The organism is Catenovulum agarivorans YM01 (assembly GCF_000281085.1).
GTDB classification, from domain to species: domain Bacteria; phylum Pseudomonadota; class Gammaproteobacteria; order Enterobacterales; family Alteromonadaceae; genus Catenovulum; species Catenovulum agarivorans.
Genome location: NZ_JH767527.1, coordinates 82,394 through 100,191, shown reverse-complemented (window position 1 = coordinate 100,191; position 17,798 = coordinate 82,394). Strand labels below are relative to the sequence as shown.

Annotated in this window: 17 protein-coding genes; 6 read left to right on the top strand and 11 right to left on the bottom strand. The window is 39.0% G+C overall.

Annotated features, from left to right (window positions below):
- The first annotated feature begins 67 nt into the window (after positions 1-67).
- From panB to WSC_RS0110555, 4 genes are all read left to right on the top strand, one after another.
- Complete coding sequence (gene panB, locus WSC_RS0110570; RefSeq protein ID WP_016955893.1) at positions 68-817, top strand: 3-methyl-2-oxobutanoate hydroxymethyltransferase; 750 nt, start codon at positions 68-70, stop codon at positions 815-817.
- 26 nt (positions 818-843) lie between these two features.
- A complete protein-coding gene (locus tag WSC_RS0110565; protein ID WP_016955892.1) occupies positions 844-1,605 on the top strand; it encodes a YciK family oxidoreductase in 762 nt (253 codons plus the stop codon).
- A 294-nt stretch (positions 1,606-1,899) separates the two neighbouring features.
- The gene (locus tag WSC_RS0110560; RefSeq protein WP_016955891.1) at positions 1,900-2,376 is read left to right on the top strand and encodes a sigma-70 family RNA polymerase sigma factor; all 477 of its coding nucleotides are present in this window, start codon (positions 1,900-1,902) and stop codon (positions 2,374-2,376) included.
- A 2-nt stretch (positions 2,377-2,378) separates the two neighbouring features.
- Entirely contained in the window at positions 2,379-2,972 is a 594-nt protein-coding gene (locus tag WSC_RS0110555; RefSeq protein WP_016955890.1) for a hypothetical protein, read from the top strand.
- Here the strand turns inward: WSC_RS0110555 and WSC_RS24130 are convergent.
- The 9 genes from WSC_RS24130 to ffh all read right to left on the bottom strand — a co-directional run bounded on the left by WSC_RS24130 (position 2,969) and on the right by ffh (position 12,395).
- Positions 2,969-3,982 (bottom strand): GGDEF domain-containing protein, encoded by a 1,014-nt coding sequence (locus WSC_RS24130; RefSeq protein ID WP_016955889.1) that lies wholly within the window; start codon positions 3,980-3,982, stop codon positions 2,969-2,971. The two genes, WSC_RS0110555 and WSC_RS24130, sit on opposite strands and share 4 nt — an antisense overlap.
- Positions 3,983-4,065: 83 nt before the next feature.
- The gene (ligA, locus tag WSC_RS0110545) at positions 4,066-6,099 is read right to left on the bottom strand and encodes an NAD-dependent DNA ligase LigA (protein ID WP_016955888.1); all 2,034 of its coding nucleotides are present in this window, start codon (positions 6,097-6,099) and stop codon (positions 4,066-4,068) included.
- A 306-nt stretch (positions 6,100-6,405) separates the two neighbouring features.
- Positions 6,406-8,067: a long-chain-fatty-acid--CoA ligase FadD gene (fadD, locus tag WSC_RS0110535; RefSeq protein WP_016955886.1), complete on the bottom strand. Its 1,662-nt coding sequence runs from the start codon at positions 8,065-8,067 to the stop codon at positions 6,406-6,408.
- 111 nt (positions 8,068-8,178) lie between these two features.
- Positions 8,179-8,793 carry a DNA-J related domain-containing protein gene (locus WSC_RS0110530; protein WP_016955885.1) on the bottom strand — a complete coding sequence of 205 codons (615 nt, stop codon included), beginning with the start codon at positions 8,791-8,793 and terminating at the stop codon, positions 8,179-8,181.
- An 83-nt stretch (positions 8,794-8,876) separates the two neighbouring features.
- The gene (gene rplS, locus WSC_RS0110525) at positions 8,877-9,230 is read right to left on the bottom strand and encodes a 50S ribosomal protein L19 (RefSeq protein ID WP_016955884.1); all 354 of its coding nucleotides are present in this window, start codon (positions 9,228-9,230) and stop codon (positions 8,877-8,879) included.
- A gap of 28 nt (positions 9,231-9,258) precedes the next feature.
- Positions 9,259-9,969, bottom strand: coding sequence for a tRNA (guanosine(37)-N1)-methyltransferase TrmD (gene trmD, locus WSC_RS0110520; RefSeq protein WP_040394310.1), 711 nt, complete (start codon positions 9,967-9,969; stop codon positions 9,259-9,261).
- Positions 9,970-10,016: 47 nt separating this feature from the next.
- Positions 10,017-10,547, bottom strand: coding sequence for a ribosome maturation factor RimM (gene rimM / locus WSC_RS0110515; RefSeq protein ID WP_016955882.1), 531 nt, complete (start codon positions 10,545-10,547; stop codon positions 10,017-10,019).
- A 26-nt stretch (positions 10,548-10,573) separates the two neighbouring features.
- On the bottom strand, positions 10,574-10,822 hold the full coding sequence (gene rpsP, locus WSC_RS0110510; RefSeq protein WP_016955881.1) for a 30S ribosomal protein S16: 249 nt from the start codon (positions 10,820-10,822) through the stop codon (positions 10,574-10,576).
- Positions 10,823-11,000: 178 nt separating this feature from the next.
- Positions 11,001-12,395 (bottom strand): signal recognition particle protein, encoded by a 1,395-nt coding sequence (gene ffh / locus WSC_RS0110505; RefSeq protein ID WP_016955880.1) that lies wholly within the window; start codon positions 12,393-12,395, stop codon positions 11,001-11,003.
- 166 nt (positions 12,396-12,561) lie between these two features.
- Between ffh and WSC_RS0110500 the strand changes: the two genes are divergently transcribed.
- Together WSC_RS0110500 and WSC_RS0110495 are read left to right on the top strand one after the other, a co-directional pair.
- A complete protein-coding gene (locus WSC_RS0110500; RefSeq protein ID WP_016955879.1) occupies positions 12,562-13,356 on the top strand; it encodes a cytochrome C assembly family protein in 795 nt (264 codons plus the stop codon).
- Between the two features lie 65 nt (positions 13,357-13,421).
- Positions 13,422-14,708 carry an HlyC/CorC family transporter gene (locus WSC_RS0110495; RefSeq protein ID WP_026016792.1) on the top strand — a complete coding sequence of 429 codons (1,287 nt, stop codon included), beginning with the start codon at positions 13,422-13,424 and terminating at the stop codon, positions 14,706-14,708.
- Between the two features lie 73 nt (positions 14,709-14,781).
- Here the strand turns inward: WSC_RS0110495 and csrA are convergent, their stop codons facing one another.
- Positions 14,782-14,976: a carbon storage regulator CsrA gene (gene csrA, locus WSC_RS0110490; RefSeq protein WP_016955877.1), complete on the bottom strand. Its 195-nt coding sequence runs from the start codon at positions 14,974-14,976 to the stop codon at positions 14,782-14,784.
- Positions 14,977-15,124: 148 nt separating this feature from the next.
- Complete coding sequence (gene alaS, locus WSC_RS0110485; RefSeq protein ID WP_016955876.1) at positions 15,125-17,722, bottom strand: alanine--tRNA ligase; 2,598 nt, start codon at positions 17,720-17,722, stop codon at positions 15,125-15,127.
- Positions 17,723-17,798 lie beyond the last annotated feature (76 nt).

Here is a 17,798-nt window from a genome sequence, read left to right as displayed (position 1 = left end):
CATTTTTTTACCCGCCAAAATGCAGTATCCTACGGCGATTGCAATTAACCCAAATGGTTGATTAAAAATGAAACAAACACTTAAACAATTACAAAATTTAAAGGGCAATACCCGTATTAGCATGTTAACTGCGTATAACTGCCCTGTTGCGCGTAGTATTGAACAAGCGGGAGTGCCTATTATTTTAGTTGGCGATTCCGTTGGCATGGTTGAAATGGGCTTTTCAAGTACACGTGATGTGACTATGGAACACATGGTTTACCATGTTGGTGCTGTGCGTCGTGGCGCGCCTAATACCCATATTATTGGCGATTTACCTCACCTTTCGTATGAAAGTGTTGAAGATGCCGTTGCTAATGCCAAAAAATTAGTTGCCGCTGGTGCTGATAGCGTAAAACTTGAAGGCCCGTATTTTGATGCGGTAAAAGCTATAGTTGCAGAAGGCATTGAAGTTGTCGCGCATACAGGATTAACCCCACAAAAAGCCACTAGCTTTAAAAAAGTCGGTAAAGAAGCAGCCGAAGCTGAGCAGATTTTACAAGACTCAGTTGATCTACAACAAGCTGGTGCGGGCATGATAGTGTTAGAACATATACCTGCTGAGCTTGGCGTTAAAATCACTCACGCTTTGACCATTCCAACAATCGGAATTGGCGCAGGTGGCGATACTGACGGGCAAGTTTTAGTAATAAACGATGCACTGGGTATAGGTGATTATTGGCCGCCATTTTCAAAACAATATGCCCATGTAACTGAAACTATTTCACAAGTGTGTGCTCAGTACAGACAAGAAGTTGAAAATAAACAATTTCCTTAACGGTTATAAACTTAAGATTTAAATAGATGAATATTCCTGCTGATTTTCAAGCAACAACAACTGAGTTAAAAGACAAAGTTATCTTAATTACTGGCGCAGGCGCAGGTATAGGCAAAGCTGCCGCTTTGTGTTTTGCCAAACATGGCGCTGAAGTTATTTTATTAGGCAAAACCACTAAAAAGTTAGAAGCTGTTTACGATGAAATAATGGCTTTATCCTCTGAGTTCGAGATAAAAGAACCAGCTATAATCCCGTTAGATATGAAAGGCGCAAGCAAACAAAACTACATTGATATGGCAACAACCATAGAACAAACTTTTGGTCGTTTAGATGGTTTGTTACATAATGCCAGCGCGCTTGGTAGCATTATGTCTTTTGAGCAATTTCCTGAAGACATGTACCAAGAAGTGATGCAAGTTAATGTAAATGCTCAGTTTATAATGACGCAAGCCTTGTTGCCTGTGTTAAAAAAATCGCCGAGCGCATCTATTGTATTTACCAGCTCAAGTGTTGGTCGCAAAGGCCGTGCTTTTTGGGCACCGTATGCAATTAGTAAATTTGCAACTGAAGGCATGATGCAAGTATTAGCGGATGAATACGACAATACTAAAATGCGTTTTAACAGCTTAAATCCTGGTGCAACGGCAACTAATATGCGCCGTAAAGCTTACCCAGCTGAAGATCCAACTACACTTAAACAGCCGCATGAAATTATGCCAACCTATTTATATTTGATGTCTGATCAAAGTAAAGATGTTAGCGGCCAAGCTTTAACAATTAGCCGCTAAAGGCACTCATCTAAGCAAATAGTTGGTACAAATGGAGTCAAAACAATTTTTTGGCTCCATTATTATCAACCAATAATAAACCTCAAATAGTTTAATTTCCCCTCTCAATCACACTCATTATAACCGTCTTAAATTCAGTGCGTTAGCTAACCTGTTATCCAGAGTTCAGGTTAATAACGCCCGTTAAATAATCATAAACTAGCAAAAAATTTAAAATTATTTTATAACCAAGTGACACAAATTTGGTTTTGATTCGACCAATATAGGAAAGCGACAAAACAAATAGGGAATCACATGTCACCCCACTTTTTAAATCTGATAAAACAGCAAGAGCAAAAGCTGACTTTTATTGCACGCAGGTATAGCGCAAAAAATGAAAGCGATGATCTATATCAAGAAATTGTTTTGCAATTATGGCGTAGCTTTCAAAGCTTTAGTGCTGAATCAACTTTTGAAACTTGGATGTACAGAGTTGCGCTTAACACAGCCTATAGCTATGTACGCAAAGATAAAACAAGAGTTTCAACAGTATCAGATGTGTTAGTGGAAACAGAAGCTTCAGATTTAGCTTCATCCCTTGCTTGCCAAGCTGACTTGCTGCTGCAGTTTGCCCAAACGTTAGCAGAAACTGATTCAGCAATTTTGATTATGTACTTAGACAACTTTACCTCAGAACAAACAGGCGATGTTCTAGGTATAAGTGCAAATGCAGTTCGCCAACGTTTAAACCGAATCAAAACCTCTTTTGAACAAAGCACATTAGGAGCTTAACCATGAAACTTGAAGATGCAAAAACCGCAAATATTTTCACCGAGGATTCAGCTGTACCTAGTATCGACTTTAAACAAATTAAGCAGCAGGCTACAAAGTTTGAAAAAACGCTTAAACGCCGTGATTTTACCGAAACAGCTTTGGCATTCTTGCTCATTCCTGTTTGGTTGATAGCACTCAATTTTTCCGTAAGTAATATTCAAAGTATCGGCCTAATCTTGGCTACTTTAAGTTGTTTATATATACCATGGAGAATGTATCAGGCGCGTAAAGTACAAATAACACCTGATGCTGCCGACAATATTAAAGTATTCCTAAACAGACAAATTGACAAAATAGATCGCCAAATTAAATTACTCAGCAATGTGGTTAAATGGTACATATCGCCAATTGCAGTTAGCGTTTCTTTAATTCACTTGGGTTCACAAGTAACAGAAACTGGAATGCCCGTATTTAATGCTTTTCAAATTGGTTATTTGCTTGTAGTTGTGTTGGTCGCTATCGGAGTCTACCTACTAAACAAACATGCGATTAAAACACAGTTATTGCCAGAGAAACAACGCGTGCAAAAGCAACTTGAAGAGCTGACTAACTAAAACAGCTCAATATCGTTATCAAATCTTGGTTCAGCGACTTTACCGTGCTGAACCAAGTCTTGATAATAAGAAACACAATTTCTGCCATGATGCTTGGAAAAATACAAAGCTTTATCAGCCTGTCCGACAAGAGTCGTCGCAGGACATGCCAAGTCAACCTTAGTAATACCTGCGCTAACGGTAACTTGTCCTATGGTTGGAAAGTTAAACTGTGCAACACTTTGGCGGAATCGATTTAACACCATAAGAGCGGTATCTTCAGTGGTCGCATCTATTATCGCAATAAACTCTTCACCACCGTAACGAAATAACAAATCTTCTTTACGAAAATTCTGCTGCATAATTTTCGCTATTGTTATGATAACCTCGTCACCATACGCATGACCATAAGCATCGTTTACCCTTTTAAAGTGGTCTATGTCGACCAGTGCAATCCAATAATATTGCTGATTTTCATTTCTACCTTGTTGTACAGTAGCTTGTTTTAACGTGAAAGCCTGTCCAAGCAACTGCGTTAAATGACTATCAAGTGTCTTACGATTGAATAAGCCGGTTAAAGTGTCTTTTTCAGCTTCATTTATTAGGTAGGATAAATTGCAATATATAGCAACCATACTTTCAACAAGTGACTGCTGAACCTTGCAGGCTGGCAAACCATTAACTTCGATAAAACCGTAGTGAATACCGAGTTTTGCTAAATACCAAATACTACGATTGTCATCCTGTTGCGTTTGTTTAGTTGAATAGCACTTGGTTATTAGTCTGTCTTGATGAACCTGATGAAAGCTTTGAGTTATGAGCTCTTGGTTGTCAGTTGGCAAACTATCCGACAACTTAGATACAACATAATAAAAACTGTCAACGTGAGGTATAGCTCGATAAATGATAACGTTGGCACTTTTTAATAGGTTGTCGATAGCGAATAGCATTATTTGGTCTAGGCTCAACCTATCTTTGACGTTTGTTACATCAACCAGTTTATTGATAAATTGAGTTGAGTCAGCACTCATAACACCTGCCTCATTACGTTTTATGTTATGAGTTATCAGTATAGCTGACTCTAAAATGTTTGGTTAATTAATACACCTAAAGCTTAATTTGCAATCAGGGCTATCATCTCGTCTTCAGTCAATACTTTAATACCAAGATCTTGCGCTTTGGTTAGCTTCGACCCAGCACTTTCACCTGCAACTAAATAATCGGTTTTGGCAGATACACTACCAGTTACTTTAGCCCCCAAAGCTTGCAACTGCGCTTTTGCATCATTACGCCCCATAGTAGTTAATGTACCTGTTAACACAAAAGTTAACCCCGCGAGTGATTGTTCTGCTTGCGAGACTTCCTCAATATCAGGCCAACTTACCCCTAGATTTTGTAAAGCTTCAATTACGGTTAAGTTATGTGGTTCTTTAAAAAAGCTTTCAATGTGTGATGCAACCACTTCACCTATATCATTTACGTCAATTAACTGCTCTTTAGTAGCGTTAATAACGGCAGGTAAAGTTTTAAAATGATTCGCTAGATTATTCGCTGTAGCTTCACCTACTTCACGAATGCCTAACGAATACAAAAATTTAGCTAGGCTTGTTTGTTTGGCTTTTTCAATTGAGTTAACCAGATTTTGCGCTGATTTCTCACCCATACGCTCCATCTTTTCAATTTGTTCAACCGTGAGCTCAAATAAATCAGCAGGTGTTTTTACCCACTTTAAGTCCACTAAAGCTTCAACAATTTTATCGCCTAAACCATCAACATCTAGAGCTTTGCGTGAAGCAAAATGTTTGAGTGATTCTTTAAGTTGCGCCGGACAAATTAACCCACCCGAGCAGCGAGCGACCGCTTCGGATTCAACTTTCTCTACAATTGAATCACACACAGGACAGTTTGTTGGGAATTCAATTGCACGAGCATCTGCTGGACGTTTTTCTAATAGCACAGAAGTAATTTGTGGAATAACATCTCCAGCTCGGCGTATCACAACAGTATCACCAACTTGTACACCTAATCTGTCTATTTCATCTTTATTGTGTAACGTAGCATTAGAAACTGTTACGCCACCGACGAACACAGGCTCTAACCTAGCAACAGGTGTAATCGCCCCTGTGCGACCCACTTGAAACTCAACATCTAACAATTTGGTCAATTCTTCTTGTGCAGGGAATTTGTGTGCTATCGCCCATCTTGGCGCCCTAGCAACAAAACCTAAAGTTTCTTGTAAATCTAAGTCATCAACTTTATAAACTACACCATCAATTTCGTATTTAAGGGCGTTGCGTCGCTCACCTATATCTTGATAAAAATCTAATAAACCTTGAGTGCCTTGCACTTGTTTTACATCACTACAAACTGGCATGCCCCAATCTTTTAACTGCATCATACGGCCATAATGGCTGTTGGCTAACACATCGTTATTATCCTCTACGTAGCCAACGCTGTATGCGTAAAACGCAAGTGGTCGAGTTGCGGTAATTTTAGAGTCGAGTTGACGTAAACTGCCAGCTGCGGCATTTCTTGGGTTGGCAAAAGTCTTTTCGTTTTTTTCAAGCTGTGTTTGATTAAGTTTTTCAAAACCCGCTTTAGGCATAAAAACTTCACCACGAATTTCGATACGCTCTGGGTAGTTGCCGCCACGTAGTTTCAACGGTATGCTTTTGATGGTTTTAATGTTTTCAGTGATGTTTTCGCCAATACGGCCATCACCTCGTGTTGCTGCCCTAACTAATTTACCGTTTTCAAATAACATAGAGACAGCCAAACCATCTAGCTTTGGTTCACAGCAATAACTTAAGCTGCCAGTGCTTTTTAATCTGTCTAATATGCGTTTTTCAAATGCAATTACGTCTTCTTCAGCGAATGCGTTATCTAACGACAACATTGGCATTAAATGTTCAACTTGCTCAAATGCAGCTAATGCTTGCCCACCAACTTTATTGCTTGGACTATCTTCGCTATAAAACTCAGGATACGTTTGTTCTAAATGTTTAAGCTGCTGCATTAAACGGTCGTATTCAGCATCCGGCACATTTGGGTTGTCTAATACGTAATATTGGTAGTTGTATTCTTCTAGTTGAATTCTAAGTTGTTCGATTTGTTGTTGTGGGTTGAGTGTGTCGACATTGCTCTGCATACTGAATTCTACTTTAGATAATAAGGCATCATTTTTGGCTTGGAATTTTAGCCTAATTAACCCAGCAGCAAAACAGCTATAAATAAAAACGCCACATTAAAATGTGGCGTTCGTTAGAATAAGTTTAATAAGTAAACTATCTAGTGGTTTGAGGGCGCAGTATGAATACAAAAGGCAGTAATAATGGCCCTAAAAGTAAACTCATTAATTTATGCGAATAAGTAACTTTCGCATTGCGCTTTTTTGCTATATACCAAGATAACAGTTGGCTTAGCGTCCAAATTAAAACAATTGTAAAAGGTGCCATTAGTTTTGTGGTCTTAACTCTCTGCGTAAAATTTTACCAACATTAGTTTTTGGTAAGCTTTCTCTAAATTCGACAGCTTTGGGCATTTTATAACCAGTTAGATTATCTTTGCAATGATTAATTAGTTCTTGTTCGGTTAAAGATTGATCTTTTTTAACAACGAATATTTTCACCACTTCACCACACTTTTCGTGTGGGATACCAACAGCGGCAACCTCAAGGACTTTTTCGTTCATAGCTACTACTTCTTCAACTTCATTTGGATATACGTTGAAGCCAGAAACTAAAATCATATCTTTTTTGCGATCAACAATTCTAAAGTAACCTTGTTCGTCATATGCAGCTATATCACCCGTGCTAAACCAACCATCTTTCAACACCTCGTCAGTCGCCTCTGGTCGATTAAAATAGCCTTTCATTACTTGTGGGCCTTTAACTTGCAATTCGCCAGCTTCGTTTAAACCCACTTCATTACCTTGGTCATCTACCACACGGCATTCAGTCGATGGAATAGGTAAACCAATGGCGCCATTGTAATCATCCAAGCTTAACGGATTAATGGTTACTGCAGGCGAACATTCAGTTAAACCATACGCTTCTAACAAACGAGTTCCAGTAACTTTTTTCCAGCGCTCTGCTACAGGGCGTTGCACCGCCATACCACCGCCTAACGATAATTTAAGCTGTGAAAAATCAACCTCAGCAAAACCATCTGCGTTTAATAAGCCATTAAATAAAGTATTCACGCCTGTTAAAGCAGTAAATGGACGTTTATTGAGTTCTTTAACAAAACCTGGCATATCACGCGGGTTGGTAATAAGTACGTTTGTTGCACCATATTTCATAAAGTTGAAGCAGTTGGCGAGCAATGCAAATATATGGTAAAGCGGTAATGCAGTAATTACAGTTTCTTTGCCATATTCTAGGCACTGGTCTAACCAAGCACCGGCCTGCATTAAATTCGCCACCATATTTCTATGAGTTAACATAGCGCCTTTTGCAACACCTGTTGTGCCGCCTGTGTACTGTAAAAACGCAATATCTTCGCCAGTAACTTGTGGTTTTACATATTGACTTGATTTAGCAGACGAGAGTACCTGATTAAACTTGATCGGCTTGGGCAATTGGTAAGCTGGTACCATCTTCTTGACATGTTTAACCACTGTATTAACGATGAAACCTTTAACGCAGCCGAGTTGGTCACCTAATTCAGTTAATATAATATTTTTAACTGGCGTTTCACTCACAACTTTTTCAAGTGTTGCGGCAAAATTGGCAACTATCACAATAGTAGTCGCGCCTGAATCATTCAGTTGATGTTTAAGCTCACGAGGTGTGTATAGCGGATTAACATTAGCTATGGTGCAACCTGCTCTTAACGCTCCAAACAAGGCAATTGGATATTGCAATAAGTTAGGCATCATAAGCGCGACTACGTCACCTTTGCCTAAACCTAGGGTATTTTGTAGATATGCAGCAAACTGTTTGCTCTTTTCATCTAACTCTTGATAAGTAATCGACTTATCCATATTGATAAATGCAGTTTTGTCGGAAAATTTGCTGCAAGACTCATCAATCAGTTCAATTAAACTTGCGTAGTGATGTGCATCAATTGTTTCTGGTACGCCCTGTTGGTATTGCTTAAGCCAAATTTTTTCCATGTTTGTTCTCTTCAGTCTGGAGATTATCTTTATTTACTTGGAGTATTGCAGCTTACTAAAAATAATTCAAACAAGCGTTTAACATTTTTTTAATCAAGATTTGAATTGTTTTTATTGCCCTTTGATTACATTCCAAGCCAAGTTAATTTGTTGAATGGTTGATACATCACCACCTTTGTCTGGATGATGTTTAGCACATAACCTTTTATACATTTGTTTTTTGACATGTAAACTACTATCAGGTCTGACCTCTAGAATTTTACATGCTTTAACATATTCATCCGTTTGGCAATAATCGGTAAATTTCTGCCAAAAATTGGTGAGCATTTGTTCGACCTCGTGCTGATTGGTCGAGAATAAATTATCTAAATTTAAGTAATAATCCTGCATAGGATCAGAATTTTTAAGCGCCTTGCTAATGCGCTCCTCGTCACTATATATAGGTGTTACTTGGCACTTTGCTAAACCTATTTGCAGATAAGCTTTATTTTGCTCTAGCCAGCCAACTTGCAGCTTGTACAAACAATGAAAGAGTAGAAAGTGTACTTGAAAAAGCGACAATGAATCTGCTGGATTATAATCTGGGATAAGCGGCGGATTGTGCTCTGATAATTGACGCAATAATTCAATTTCTTGGTATTCACCATAGTCAATTGACAAGTGTTCTTGTAAATACTCAAACAAGTTATCTATTAAGATGGTAATAGGGTTGTGAGCGTCAGACATTTAGATATGTTTTTGCCAAAGTTATGAATTAACTTTAGCTGATAAGAAAAAGGCCCGCAAATGCGAGCCTCTCTACAAGCCAATTATTTTTTAGCAAGCTTCTCTTTGATACGTGCAGCTTTACCAGTTAAGTTACGTAAGTAATATAACTTAGCTTGACGCACGTCACCACGACGCTTAACTTCAACTTTTGCAACTAATGGGCTGTGAGATTGGAAAGTACGCTCAACACCTTCACTACCTGACATTTTACGTACAGTGAAAGCTGAGTTTAAACCACGGTTTCTTTTACCGATCACAACGCCTTCGTAAGCCTGTAAACGCTCACGGTCGCCTTCTTTTACTTTAACGTGAACAACTACTGTGTCACCTGGACCAAAAGAAGGAAGGTCCTGTTTCATTTGCTCTTGTTCGAGCTGTAGAATGATATTACTCATAATAACCTACCTTTCCTAGAGTGCACTGCTATTCTTGCAAATAATCAGTTTGGAATGTTTCCAATAACTGTTTTTGCTCATCAGTCAGAGCTAGGTTTGTTAATAATTCAGGGCGTCTTAACCAAGTTCGACCCAATGCTTGTTGCATTCGCCATTGCTCTATCTTTGCATGGTCACCACTCAATAATATGGGTGGTACTGCTTTGTCGTTTAATACTTCTGGCCTTGTGTAATGAGGGCAATCTAACAAGCCGTTTTGAAACGAGTCTTGCTCGGCAGACAAATTATGTCCTAATACCCCAGGTAACAAACGAGTTACCGCATCTATCAGCGTCATCGCGGGTAGTTCCCCACCACTTAATACAAAGTCACCAACAGACCATTCTTCGTCGATTTCAGACTCAATAAGTCTTTCATCTATGCCTTCATAACGACCACAAACCAAGAGTAATTTTGATTGTTGAGCCATATTATGTGCTGCCACTTGGTCAAATTTTTTACCTTGTGGCGACAAGTAAATGGTTTTAACACCTTCACCCGCCTGCGCTTTTGCAGCTCGTATTGCATCTTGTAGAGGTTGCACCATCATTAACATGCCGGGGCCTCCACCATAAGGGCGGTCATCTACAGTGCGGTGTTTATCTAGAGTAAAATCTCTAGGGTTCCACCTATGCAACTCAAAAATACCTTTTTTAAGTGCTCGTCCTGTTACGCCGTAGTTCGAAACTGAATCAAACATTTCAGGAAAAAGGCTAATCACCCCAATCCAATTCAATGCAGACACAATTAAAAATCCGCGTCCCAGTTTACCGTGATTAGCTGATTATCTTTGTCTACTGACACAATAACCTGCTCATCAATAAATGGTATTAAACGTTCTTGCATTCCAAATGCATCGTTCAGGTTTGCTTTTACTACTAGCACATCATTTGAGCCGGTTTCCATAAGTGCTTTAACAGTACCCATGTTATAGCCGTCGGTATTAACCACAGCTAACCCAACCAATTCACGCCAATAGAACTCACCTTGTTCGAGCTTTGGCAATTGCGTTTCCGGTATTACTATTTCCATACCAGTGAGCAATTGAGCTTTTTCTCGGACATCAATGTTTTCAAATTTAACAATGAGGCCTTTGTTATGTCGACGCCACTCGACAATATTTGTTTCTTGCCACAACTTGTCTCGGCCAATAGTCCAAGGGTTGTACGCAAAAATTGCTTCAGGGTCTTCTGTAAAAGAATTTACTTTTAACCAGCCTTTTACGCCGTACACAGCACCTAAGCGCCCTACTACAACTTTATTCTCTGGTTCAGTCATCTTTTAACTTTCTTAAAACTCTGAAATTAAGCCGCTGCACTAGCGTCTTTAATTAAGCTTTTTACACGATCAGAGGTTTGTGCACCTTGACTGATCCAGTGATTGATGCGTTCTAAATCTAAACGTAAACGCTCTGCTTCACCGCGAGCAACTGGATTGAAGAATCCAACACGCTCAATGAAACGGCCATCGCGAGGGCTACGGCTATCCGCAACTACTACTTGGTAGAAAGGACGCTTTTTAGAACCACCACGAGATAAACGAATTGTTACCATATCGTACCCATAGTTGATTAGTTAATTAATAAAAAATTGGCTGCTTTTTACCAAGGCTGGCAAAAAGCCCGTGAATTGTACACATATTAGGGGGGAATGCAACTTTAGTGGCCTTGATACACCACTAAAGTTACTGATTTTTGAAGGTATCTTGAATTAAAATTATTTTGTCTATAATTTAGCGACCGAACATTCCACCTGGGCCACCAAAACCACCACCGCCACCTGGAGGCATCATGCCTTTCATGCCGCGCATCATTTTAGCCATTCCACCTTTACCCGATACTTTTTTCATCATCTTTTGCATTTGGGTAAATTGTTTTAATAAACGATTAATGTCTTGCACTTGTGTACCAGAGCCCATGGCAATACGCTTTTTTCGTGAGCCTTTAATAAGATCAGGACGCGCGCGCTCTTTTGGTGTCATCGAATTGATAATGGCTTCCATCTGGACAAACTGCTTGTCGTTAACTTTATCTTTTACATTGTCAGGTAACTGGCCCATACCAGGTAACTTGCCCATCAACGACATCATGCCGCCCATGTTACGCATTTGTGCAAGTTGGTCTCTAAAGTCTTCAAGGTCAAAACCTTGACCTTTCTGAACTTTTTTCGCCAATTTCATGGCTTTATCTTTATCGACTTTTTGTTCTACTTCTTCGATTAAAGATAAGATATCGCCCATACCTAAGATACGGGATGCGATACGATCAGGATGGAAAGGCTCTAAAGCATCTGTTTTTTCGCCAGTACCGATAAATTTAATCGGTTTACCAGTAATAGTTCGAATAGATAATGCTGCACCACCACGCGCATCACCGTCTGCTTTAGTTAAGATAACACCGGTTAAAGGTAGTGCTTCATTAAAGGCTTTTGCAGTGTTTGCAGCATCTTGACCTGTCATAGCGTCAACAACAAACAAGGTTTCAATCGGTTTTACTGTCGCGTGTAGGTCTTTAATTTCGTCCATCATGTCGCTGTCAACGTGCAAGCGACCTGCGGTATCAAGAATTACAACATCAAAAAATTGTAGTTTACCGTGCGCAATCGCACCGTTAGCTATGTCTACCGGCTTTTGTTCTACACTACTTGGGAAAAACTCAACACCTATATCTTCTGCTAAAGTTTCTAGCTGCTTAATTGCCGCAGGACGATATACGTCCGCACTGACAACCAAGACTTTTTTCTTTTCGCGCTCTTTTAAATATTTAGCAAGTTTACCAACAGAGGTTGTTTTACCTGCACCTTGTAAACCGGCCATCATAATTACAGCTGGTTTTTGTGTAGCTAGGTTAAGCGATTCATTCGCTTCACCCATAGCAGCAACGAGTTCAGCATTCACTATTTTTAAAAATGCTTGTCCCGGATTTAAACTTTTACTAACTTCTAAACCTAATGACTTAGTTTTTACGTTATTGATAAATTCTTTAATAACAGGCAAAGCAACGTCAGCTTCTAATAAAGCCATGCGCACTTCACGTAACGTCTCTTTGATGTTGTCTTCAGTAAGGCGGCCTTTGCCCGTTATATTCTTTAACGTTTGACTTAGGCGATCGGATAAATTCTCAAACATGTAATGACTGTTCCTGGGTATGTTTCACATCAAATTTTGCTGACATTGTACCCAATGAACTCGGCTTTTAACAACTTTATCTACGAATCACTTGCGTTTACCCCAATAGAATGGAAAATGGCAGACTTATAGGCTTTGAATTAATAATTTTAATAAAGGAAAACAAATGAGTTTGGCTATAGCAGCGGTACTAGCTTATTTAGTCAGCGCGTCAGGTTTATTTTTGCGTTTATTTAATAAGTTGGATAAACAAACCAATCTACTGTTAGGAACAGGTGTGTTGGCCGTTATCTTACATTCAATCTATTTATTCGGCGCATTCGATTTATCTCACCAACACTCGTATTCATTGCTGTTAGTGTGCAATATATTTTCTTTGTTCGGCTCTGTGCTTGTCCTGATTTTTTATTCGATTAGCAAAAACCTCTTTGCTGTACCCATGGTATTATTGTTTACCGCATTTGTTTGTTTAGGTAATTTTGTTTTTGCTGACACTGCTACCAATTCAGCAATGTGGACAGTTGAAACTTTTTTGCATATAAGTTTAGCGCTGGTCAGTTATGGTATTTTGACTTTAGCTACTGTTTTAACCTATCAGTATAGTTTTTTAGCCAACCGCCTTAAACACCACGATTTGTCGGTTTTATCTTTGCCTATGCCTTCCCTTAACTCAATTGAGCATCAAATCGTCGGTTTGTTAAAAGTTGGCAGTTTATGCTTAGCCACCTCTATCGTTACTGGCTTTTTGTTTATGGAAAATTTTTTAGGCTCAGGCCAAGCACACAAAACCATATTAACCATAATTTCATTTGTTATATTTGTGACTGTTATTTTAGGCCATCAAAAACAAGGTTGGCGTGGCAAGATTGTTGTTGGCTTAACAACTTTAGGCGTTGGTTTATTAACCATGGGTTATTTTGGTAGTCGTTTTATACGCGAAGTGATTTTACCCGCTTCTTGATTTTAGCTCGCTAGTACCCATATTGTGGCTAGCTGATTGTTTTTCATTAACATAGGATTTATCTGTTGGACGAAATATCCACTAACACATTATTGATTATTCTAGCTATATTAATTTGCATATCTGCATTCTTCTCTAGCTCAGAAACCGGCATGATGTCACTAAATAAATACAAACTAAGACATCTAGCGCAAAACGGCGATAAATCAGCCAAACGAGTGCAAGATTTATTAGAAAAACCCGACCGACTAATCGGTTTAATTCTAATTGGTAATAATTTAGTTAATATATTTGCAGCTTCTATCGCAACTTTCATTGGTATAAGGCTGTTGGGGCACTTGGGTGAAGCACTCGCAACAACCATTTCAGGTATAGTATTAACCGTAGTTATCTTGATATTTGCTGAAGTCACTCCAAAAACTTTAGCCGCTTATTTTCCAGAAAAAATTGCCTACCCTGCCTCGATAATATTAAGTGCTTTATTATTGCCTTTTTATCCGTTTGTCTGGGGATTGAATCAAGTTACTAATGGTGTATTAAAGTTATTTAGAATTAATTTAGATAATCGTGAAGATTCATTAACCCACGAAGAGTTAAAAACCGTCGTTAACGAAGCTGGTGCACTAATACCACGACGACACCAAGATATGCTGTTAAGTGTGTTAGATCTTGAGAATGTTACTGTTGACGACATTATGATCCCACGCAGCGAAATTGTCGGCATAGATATAAATGATGACTGGAAAGATATCGTCAAACAGTTAACTCATGGTACGCACACGCGTATTTTGTTGTATAGAGATACTATTGATGATGCGGTTGGTTTTGTTCACTCTCGCGATGTGTTAAGGCTGTTATCAAAAACTCAGTTTTCTAAGGAAACTTTGCTGCGGGCAGTCCGTGAAATTTATTTTGTCCCTGAAGGTACACCACTGAATGTTCAGTTATTAAAATTTCAGCGCAATAAAATTCGCATCGGTTTAGTGGTTGATGAATACGGTGATATTCAAGGTTTAATCACGCTTGAAGATATCTTAGAAGAGATTGTTGGTGACTTTACCACCACAATGGATTTACCAACATCTAATACAGTTAAACAAAGTGATGGTAGCTTTTTAGTCGACGCCAGTAGCAATATCCGCGATTTAAACAAACAGTTTAAGTGGAAGTTACCAGAAGATGGCCCACGTACTTTAAACGGATTGATTCTAGAGCATTTAGAAGATATTCCGAATCAGAATATTTGTTTCCGCCTGTCGGGTTACCCAATGGAAGTATTAGAAGTAAAAGACAATATGGTTAAACAAGTTAAAGTTATGGCTGCACAATACCGCAAGCCGAGAAAAGCTTAACAATGTAATACAAACAACAGATACAAAAAAACCGGCTTAGGCCGGTTTTTTATGCTTAACTAACTGAGATTTATCAATAATCAGTATTGCCCGATGATTGATTCTTTTCAGCTTGAATACGCATATAAATTTCTTCACGGTGTACAGAGATCTCTTTTGGTGCGTTTACACCAATTCGAACTTGATTACCTTTAACACCCAATACAGTAACAGTAACTTCATCACCGATCATAAGTGTTTCACCAACACGTCTTGTTAATATTAACATTTGCAGCTCCTATCCTATTCCTATACCGTCAACAGCGGTTGCACCTATTGCTAAAGTTAGCTCAAAAATCATTAATAACCAAAATTTTTTTACAAATCAGTTAAAAAATAATAATAGTGTGCAACCAAAGACCAGATATATTACTTGTTTACAATTTTGTTGCAAGCCAAGATTCAACACTTTGCAGTGCAGAAGCCAAGTTTTCTGGCTGACTACCACCTGCCTGTGCCATATCAGCACGGCCGCCACCTTTTCCACCGACTTGAGATGCTACCATAGCAACCAACTCGCCCGCCTTAACTTTATTGGTTAAGTCGTCTGTTACACCGACAATCAAATTAACTTTTTGATCGCCTTTTAAACCTAAAACAATAACGCCTGAACCAATTTTTTGTTTTAATTGGTCAAGGGTTGTACGTAGTGCTTTAGGTTCAACTCCTGCAATTTCAGATGCTAATAATTTAACCCCTGAAACTTCTGTTGCTGATGCTAATAAATCACTGCCCGCTTGGCTAGATAATTTATCCTGTAATTTTTGTAACTCTTTTTCTAAAGACTTAGAACGCTCTAATACTTGCGCCACTTTATCTAATATATTGTTACTGTCAGTTTTAAACAAAGCGGCAACCTTGTTTAACTTAGCTTGAGTTTCAACAACATACTGACACGCAGCTTGACCAGTAATGGCTTCAATACGGCGCACACCTGCGGCAATACCAGCTTCAGAGGTTAATTTAAATAAACCAATGTCACCTGTGCGCTCAACATGCGTACCACCACATAATTCAATTGAGAAATCACCCATAGAAACAACACGTACTTCATCGTCGTATTTTTCACCAAACAATGCCATAGCGCCAGCTTGTTTTGCTTCATCAATCGCCATTAAGCGTGTAACTAGCGGATTGTTTTGACGAATTTGTTGGTTAACTATGTCTTCAACTTGTTGAATTTCTTCGGCTGTCATAGCTTCAAAATGAGCGAAGTCGAAACGCAATTTATCCGATAAAACCAATGAACCTTTTTGGCTTACATGCTCACCCAATACTTGACGTAATGCAGCATGTAACAAGTGAGTTGCCGAGTGGTTTAATTTAATCGCTTGACGACGACTTGCATCTATCTTTGCTTGAACCTTCTCACCAACAGCTAACGGCGCCAAGGTAATACCTTGGTGACCAAAAGCTTTAGAGATTTTGACTGTGTCTTGTACATCAAATACCGCACCACCTTGCAACAATTGACCTGTATCACCCACTTGGCCACCAGATTCAGCATAGAATGGCGTATCTTTTAATACGATAATGGCTTTTTGTTCAGCATCAACACTTTCAACCGCTTGGCCATCAACAATAATTTCAACGATTTCAGATTCGCCGGCTTCATTGTCATAACCGGTAAAGTCAGTTACTTGCTCTGACTTTACATCAGCGTTGTAATCTTTTCCAAAGTTGCTTGCCTGTTGTGCGCGTTTACGCTGTGCAGCCATTTCTTTGTCAAAACCAGCTTCATCGATTTTGATATTGCGCTCTCGAGCAACATCGTTAGTTAAATCAACTGGGAAGCCATAGGTATCATATAATTTAAATACCACTTCACCCGGGATGGTATCGCCTTTTAATTCAGCTAATGCGTCATTTAAAATGGCTAAACCACGATCTAGGGTTTTTAAGAATTGCTCTTCTTCTAAACGTAAAACTTTTTCAACTATAGTTTGTTGAGTTTTAAGCTCGGGATAAGCCTCACCCATTTGATTAATCAAAGACTGGTAAACTTTCCAAAAGAATACGTCAGTTGCACCTAATTGATTTCCATGGCGAATTGCACGACGAATAATACGACGTAATACATAACCACGGCCTTCATTTGATGGCATAACACCGTCTGCGATTAAGAAACCACAAGAACGAATATGATCAGCAATTACGCGTAAAGATTTAGCAGATAAATCTTCAACATTAAGTAACTTAGCAACGTCTGCAATTAAGTTTTGGAAAATATCAATTTCGTAGTTGCTGTGAACGCCTTGTAGGATAGCTGCAATACGCTCTAATCCCATACCTGTATCTACAGAAGGTTTTGGTAAAGGCTCCATAGTGCCATCGGCATGGCGGTTAAACTGCATAAATACTAGGTTCCAGATTTCGATATATCTGTCACCGTCTTCTTCTGGGGTACCTGGAGGACCACCCCAAATATGCTCACCGTGATCGTAGAAAATTTCAGTACATGGACCACAAGGGCCAGTATCACCCATAGACCAGAAGTTATCTTTAGCACCAATGCGAGATAAACGCTCTGGGTTTACGCCAATTTTATTGATCCAAATATCGGCTGCTTCGTCGTCTTCGGTAAATACAGTTACCCATAATTTTTCTTTTGGTAACTTCACAACTTCAGTTAAAAACTGCCAAGCAAAGGTAATAGCGTCTTCTTTAAAATAATCACCAAAACTAAAGTTACCCAACATTTCAAAGAAAGTATGATGACGTGCCGTATAACCCACATTTTCTAAATCGTTATGTTTACCACCAGCACGTACACAACGCTGTGATGAGGTTGCACGTGTATAGGCTCTTTGGTCAGATCCTAAAAAACAGTCTTTAAACTGATTCATACCCGCGTTGGTAAACAATAAAGTTGGGTCATTGGCTGGGACTAATGAGCTACTATCAACAATTTGATGTTGTTTGCTGGCAAAAAAGTCTAAAAAAGCCTGCCTAAGTTCAGCAGTAGTCATTTTCATTGTTCTTTCCTGTAATCTGTGGCTGGGAACTTCCCCTTTGTCACACTGACAAAAGTAGATGAATTATTCTAAAAAA

What these genes read in the sequence shown, in the direction of transcription:
- WSC_RS0110530 (WP_016955885.1), bottom strand. Translation starts at nt 8,793, where the DNA reads ATGTCTGACGCTCACAACCCTATTACCATCTTAATAGATAACTTGTTT.
- WSC_RS0110565 (WP_016955892.1), top strand. Translation starts at nt 844, where the DNA reads ATGAATATTCCTGCTGATTTTCAAGCAACAACAACTGAGTTAAAAGAC.
- ffh (WP_016955880.1), bottom strand. Translation starts at nt 12,395, where the DNA reads ATGTTTGAGAATTTATCCGATCGCCTAAGTCAAACGTTAAAGAATATA.
- WSC_RS0110555 (WP_016955890.1), top strand. Translation starts at nt 2,379, where the DNA reads ATGAAACTTGAAGATGCAAAAACCGCAAATATTTTCACCGAGGATTCA.
- WSC_RS0110560 (WP_016955891.1), top strand. Translation starts at nt 1,900, where the DNA reads ATGTCACCCCACTTTTTAAATCTGATAAAACAGCAAGAGCAAAAGCTG.
- panB (WP_016955893.1), top strand. Translation starts at nt 68, where the DNA reads ATGAAACAAACACTTAAACAATTACAAAATTTAAAGGGCAATACCCGT.
- WSC_RS0110500 (WP_016955879.1), top strand. Translation starts at nt 12,562, where the DNA reads ATGAGTTTGGCTATAGCAGCGGTACTAGCTTATTTAGTCAGCGCGTCA.
- trmD (WP_040394310.1), bottom strand. Translation starts at nt 9,969, where the DNA reads ATGTTTGATTCAGTTTCGAACTACGGCGTAACAGGACGAGCACTTAAA.
- fadD (WP_016955886.1), bottom strand. Translation starts at nt 8,067, where the DNA reads ATGGAAAAAATTTGGCTTAAGCAATACCAACAGGGCGTACCAGAAACA.
- WSC_RS24130 (WP_016955889.1), bottom strand. Translation starts at nt 3,982, where the DNA reads ATGAGTGCTGACTCAACTCAATTTATCAATAAACTGGTTGATGTAACA.
- rimM (WP_016955882.1), bottom strand. Translation starts at nt 10,547, where the DNA reads ATGACTGAACCAGAGAATAAAGTTGTAGTAGGGCGCTTAGGTGCTGTG.
- alaS (WP_016955876.1), bottom strand. Translation starts at nt 17,722, where the DNA reads ATGAAAATGACTACTGCTGAACTTAGGCAGGCTTTTTTAGACTTTTTT.
- ligA (WP_016955888.1), bottom strand. Translation starts at nt 6,099, where the DNA reads ATGCAGAGCAATGTCGACACACTCAACCCACAACAACAAATCGAACAA.
- rpsP (WP_016955881.1), bottom strand. Translation starts at nt 10,822, where the DNA reads ATGGTAACAATTCGTTTATCTCGTGGTGGTTCTAAAAAGCGTCCTTTC.
- csrA (WP_016955877.1), bottom strand. Translation starts at nt 14,976, where the DNA reads ATGTTAATATTAACAAGACGTGTTGGTGAAACACTTATGATCGGTGAT.
- rplS (WP_016955884.1), bottom strand. Translation starts at nt 9,230, where the DNA reads ATGAGTAATATCATTCTACAGCTCGAACAAGAGCAAATGAAACAGGAC.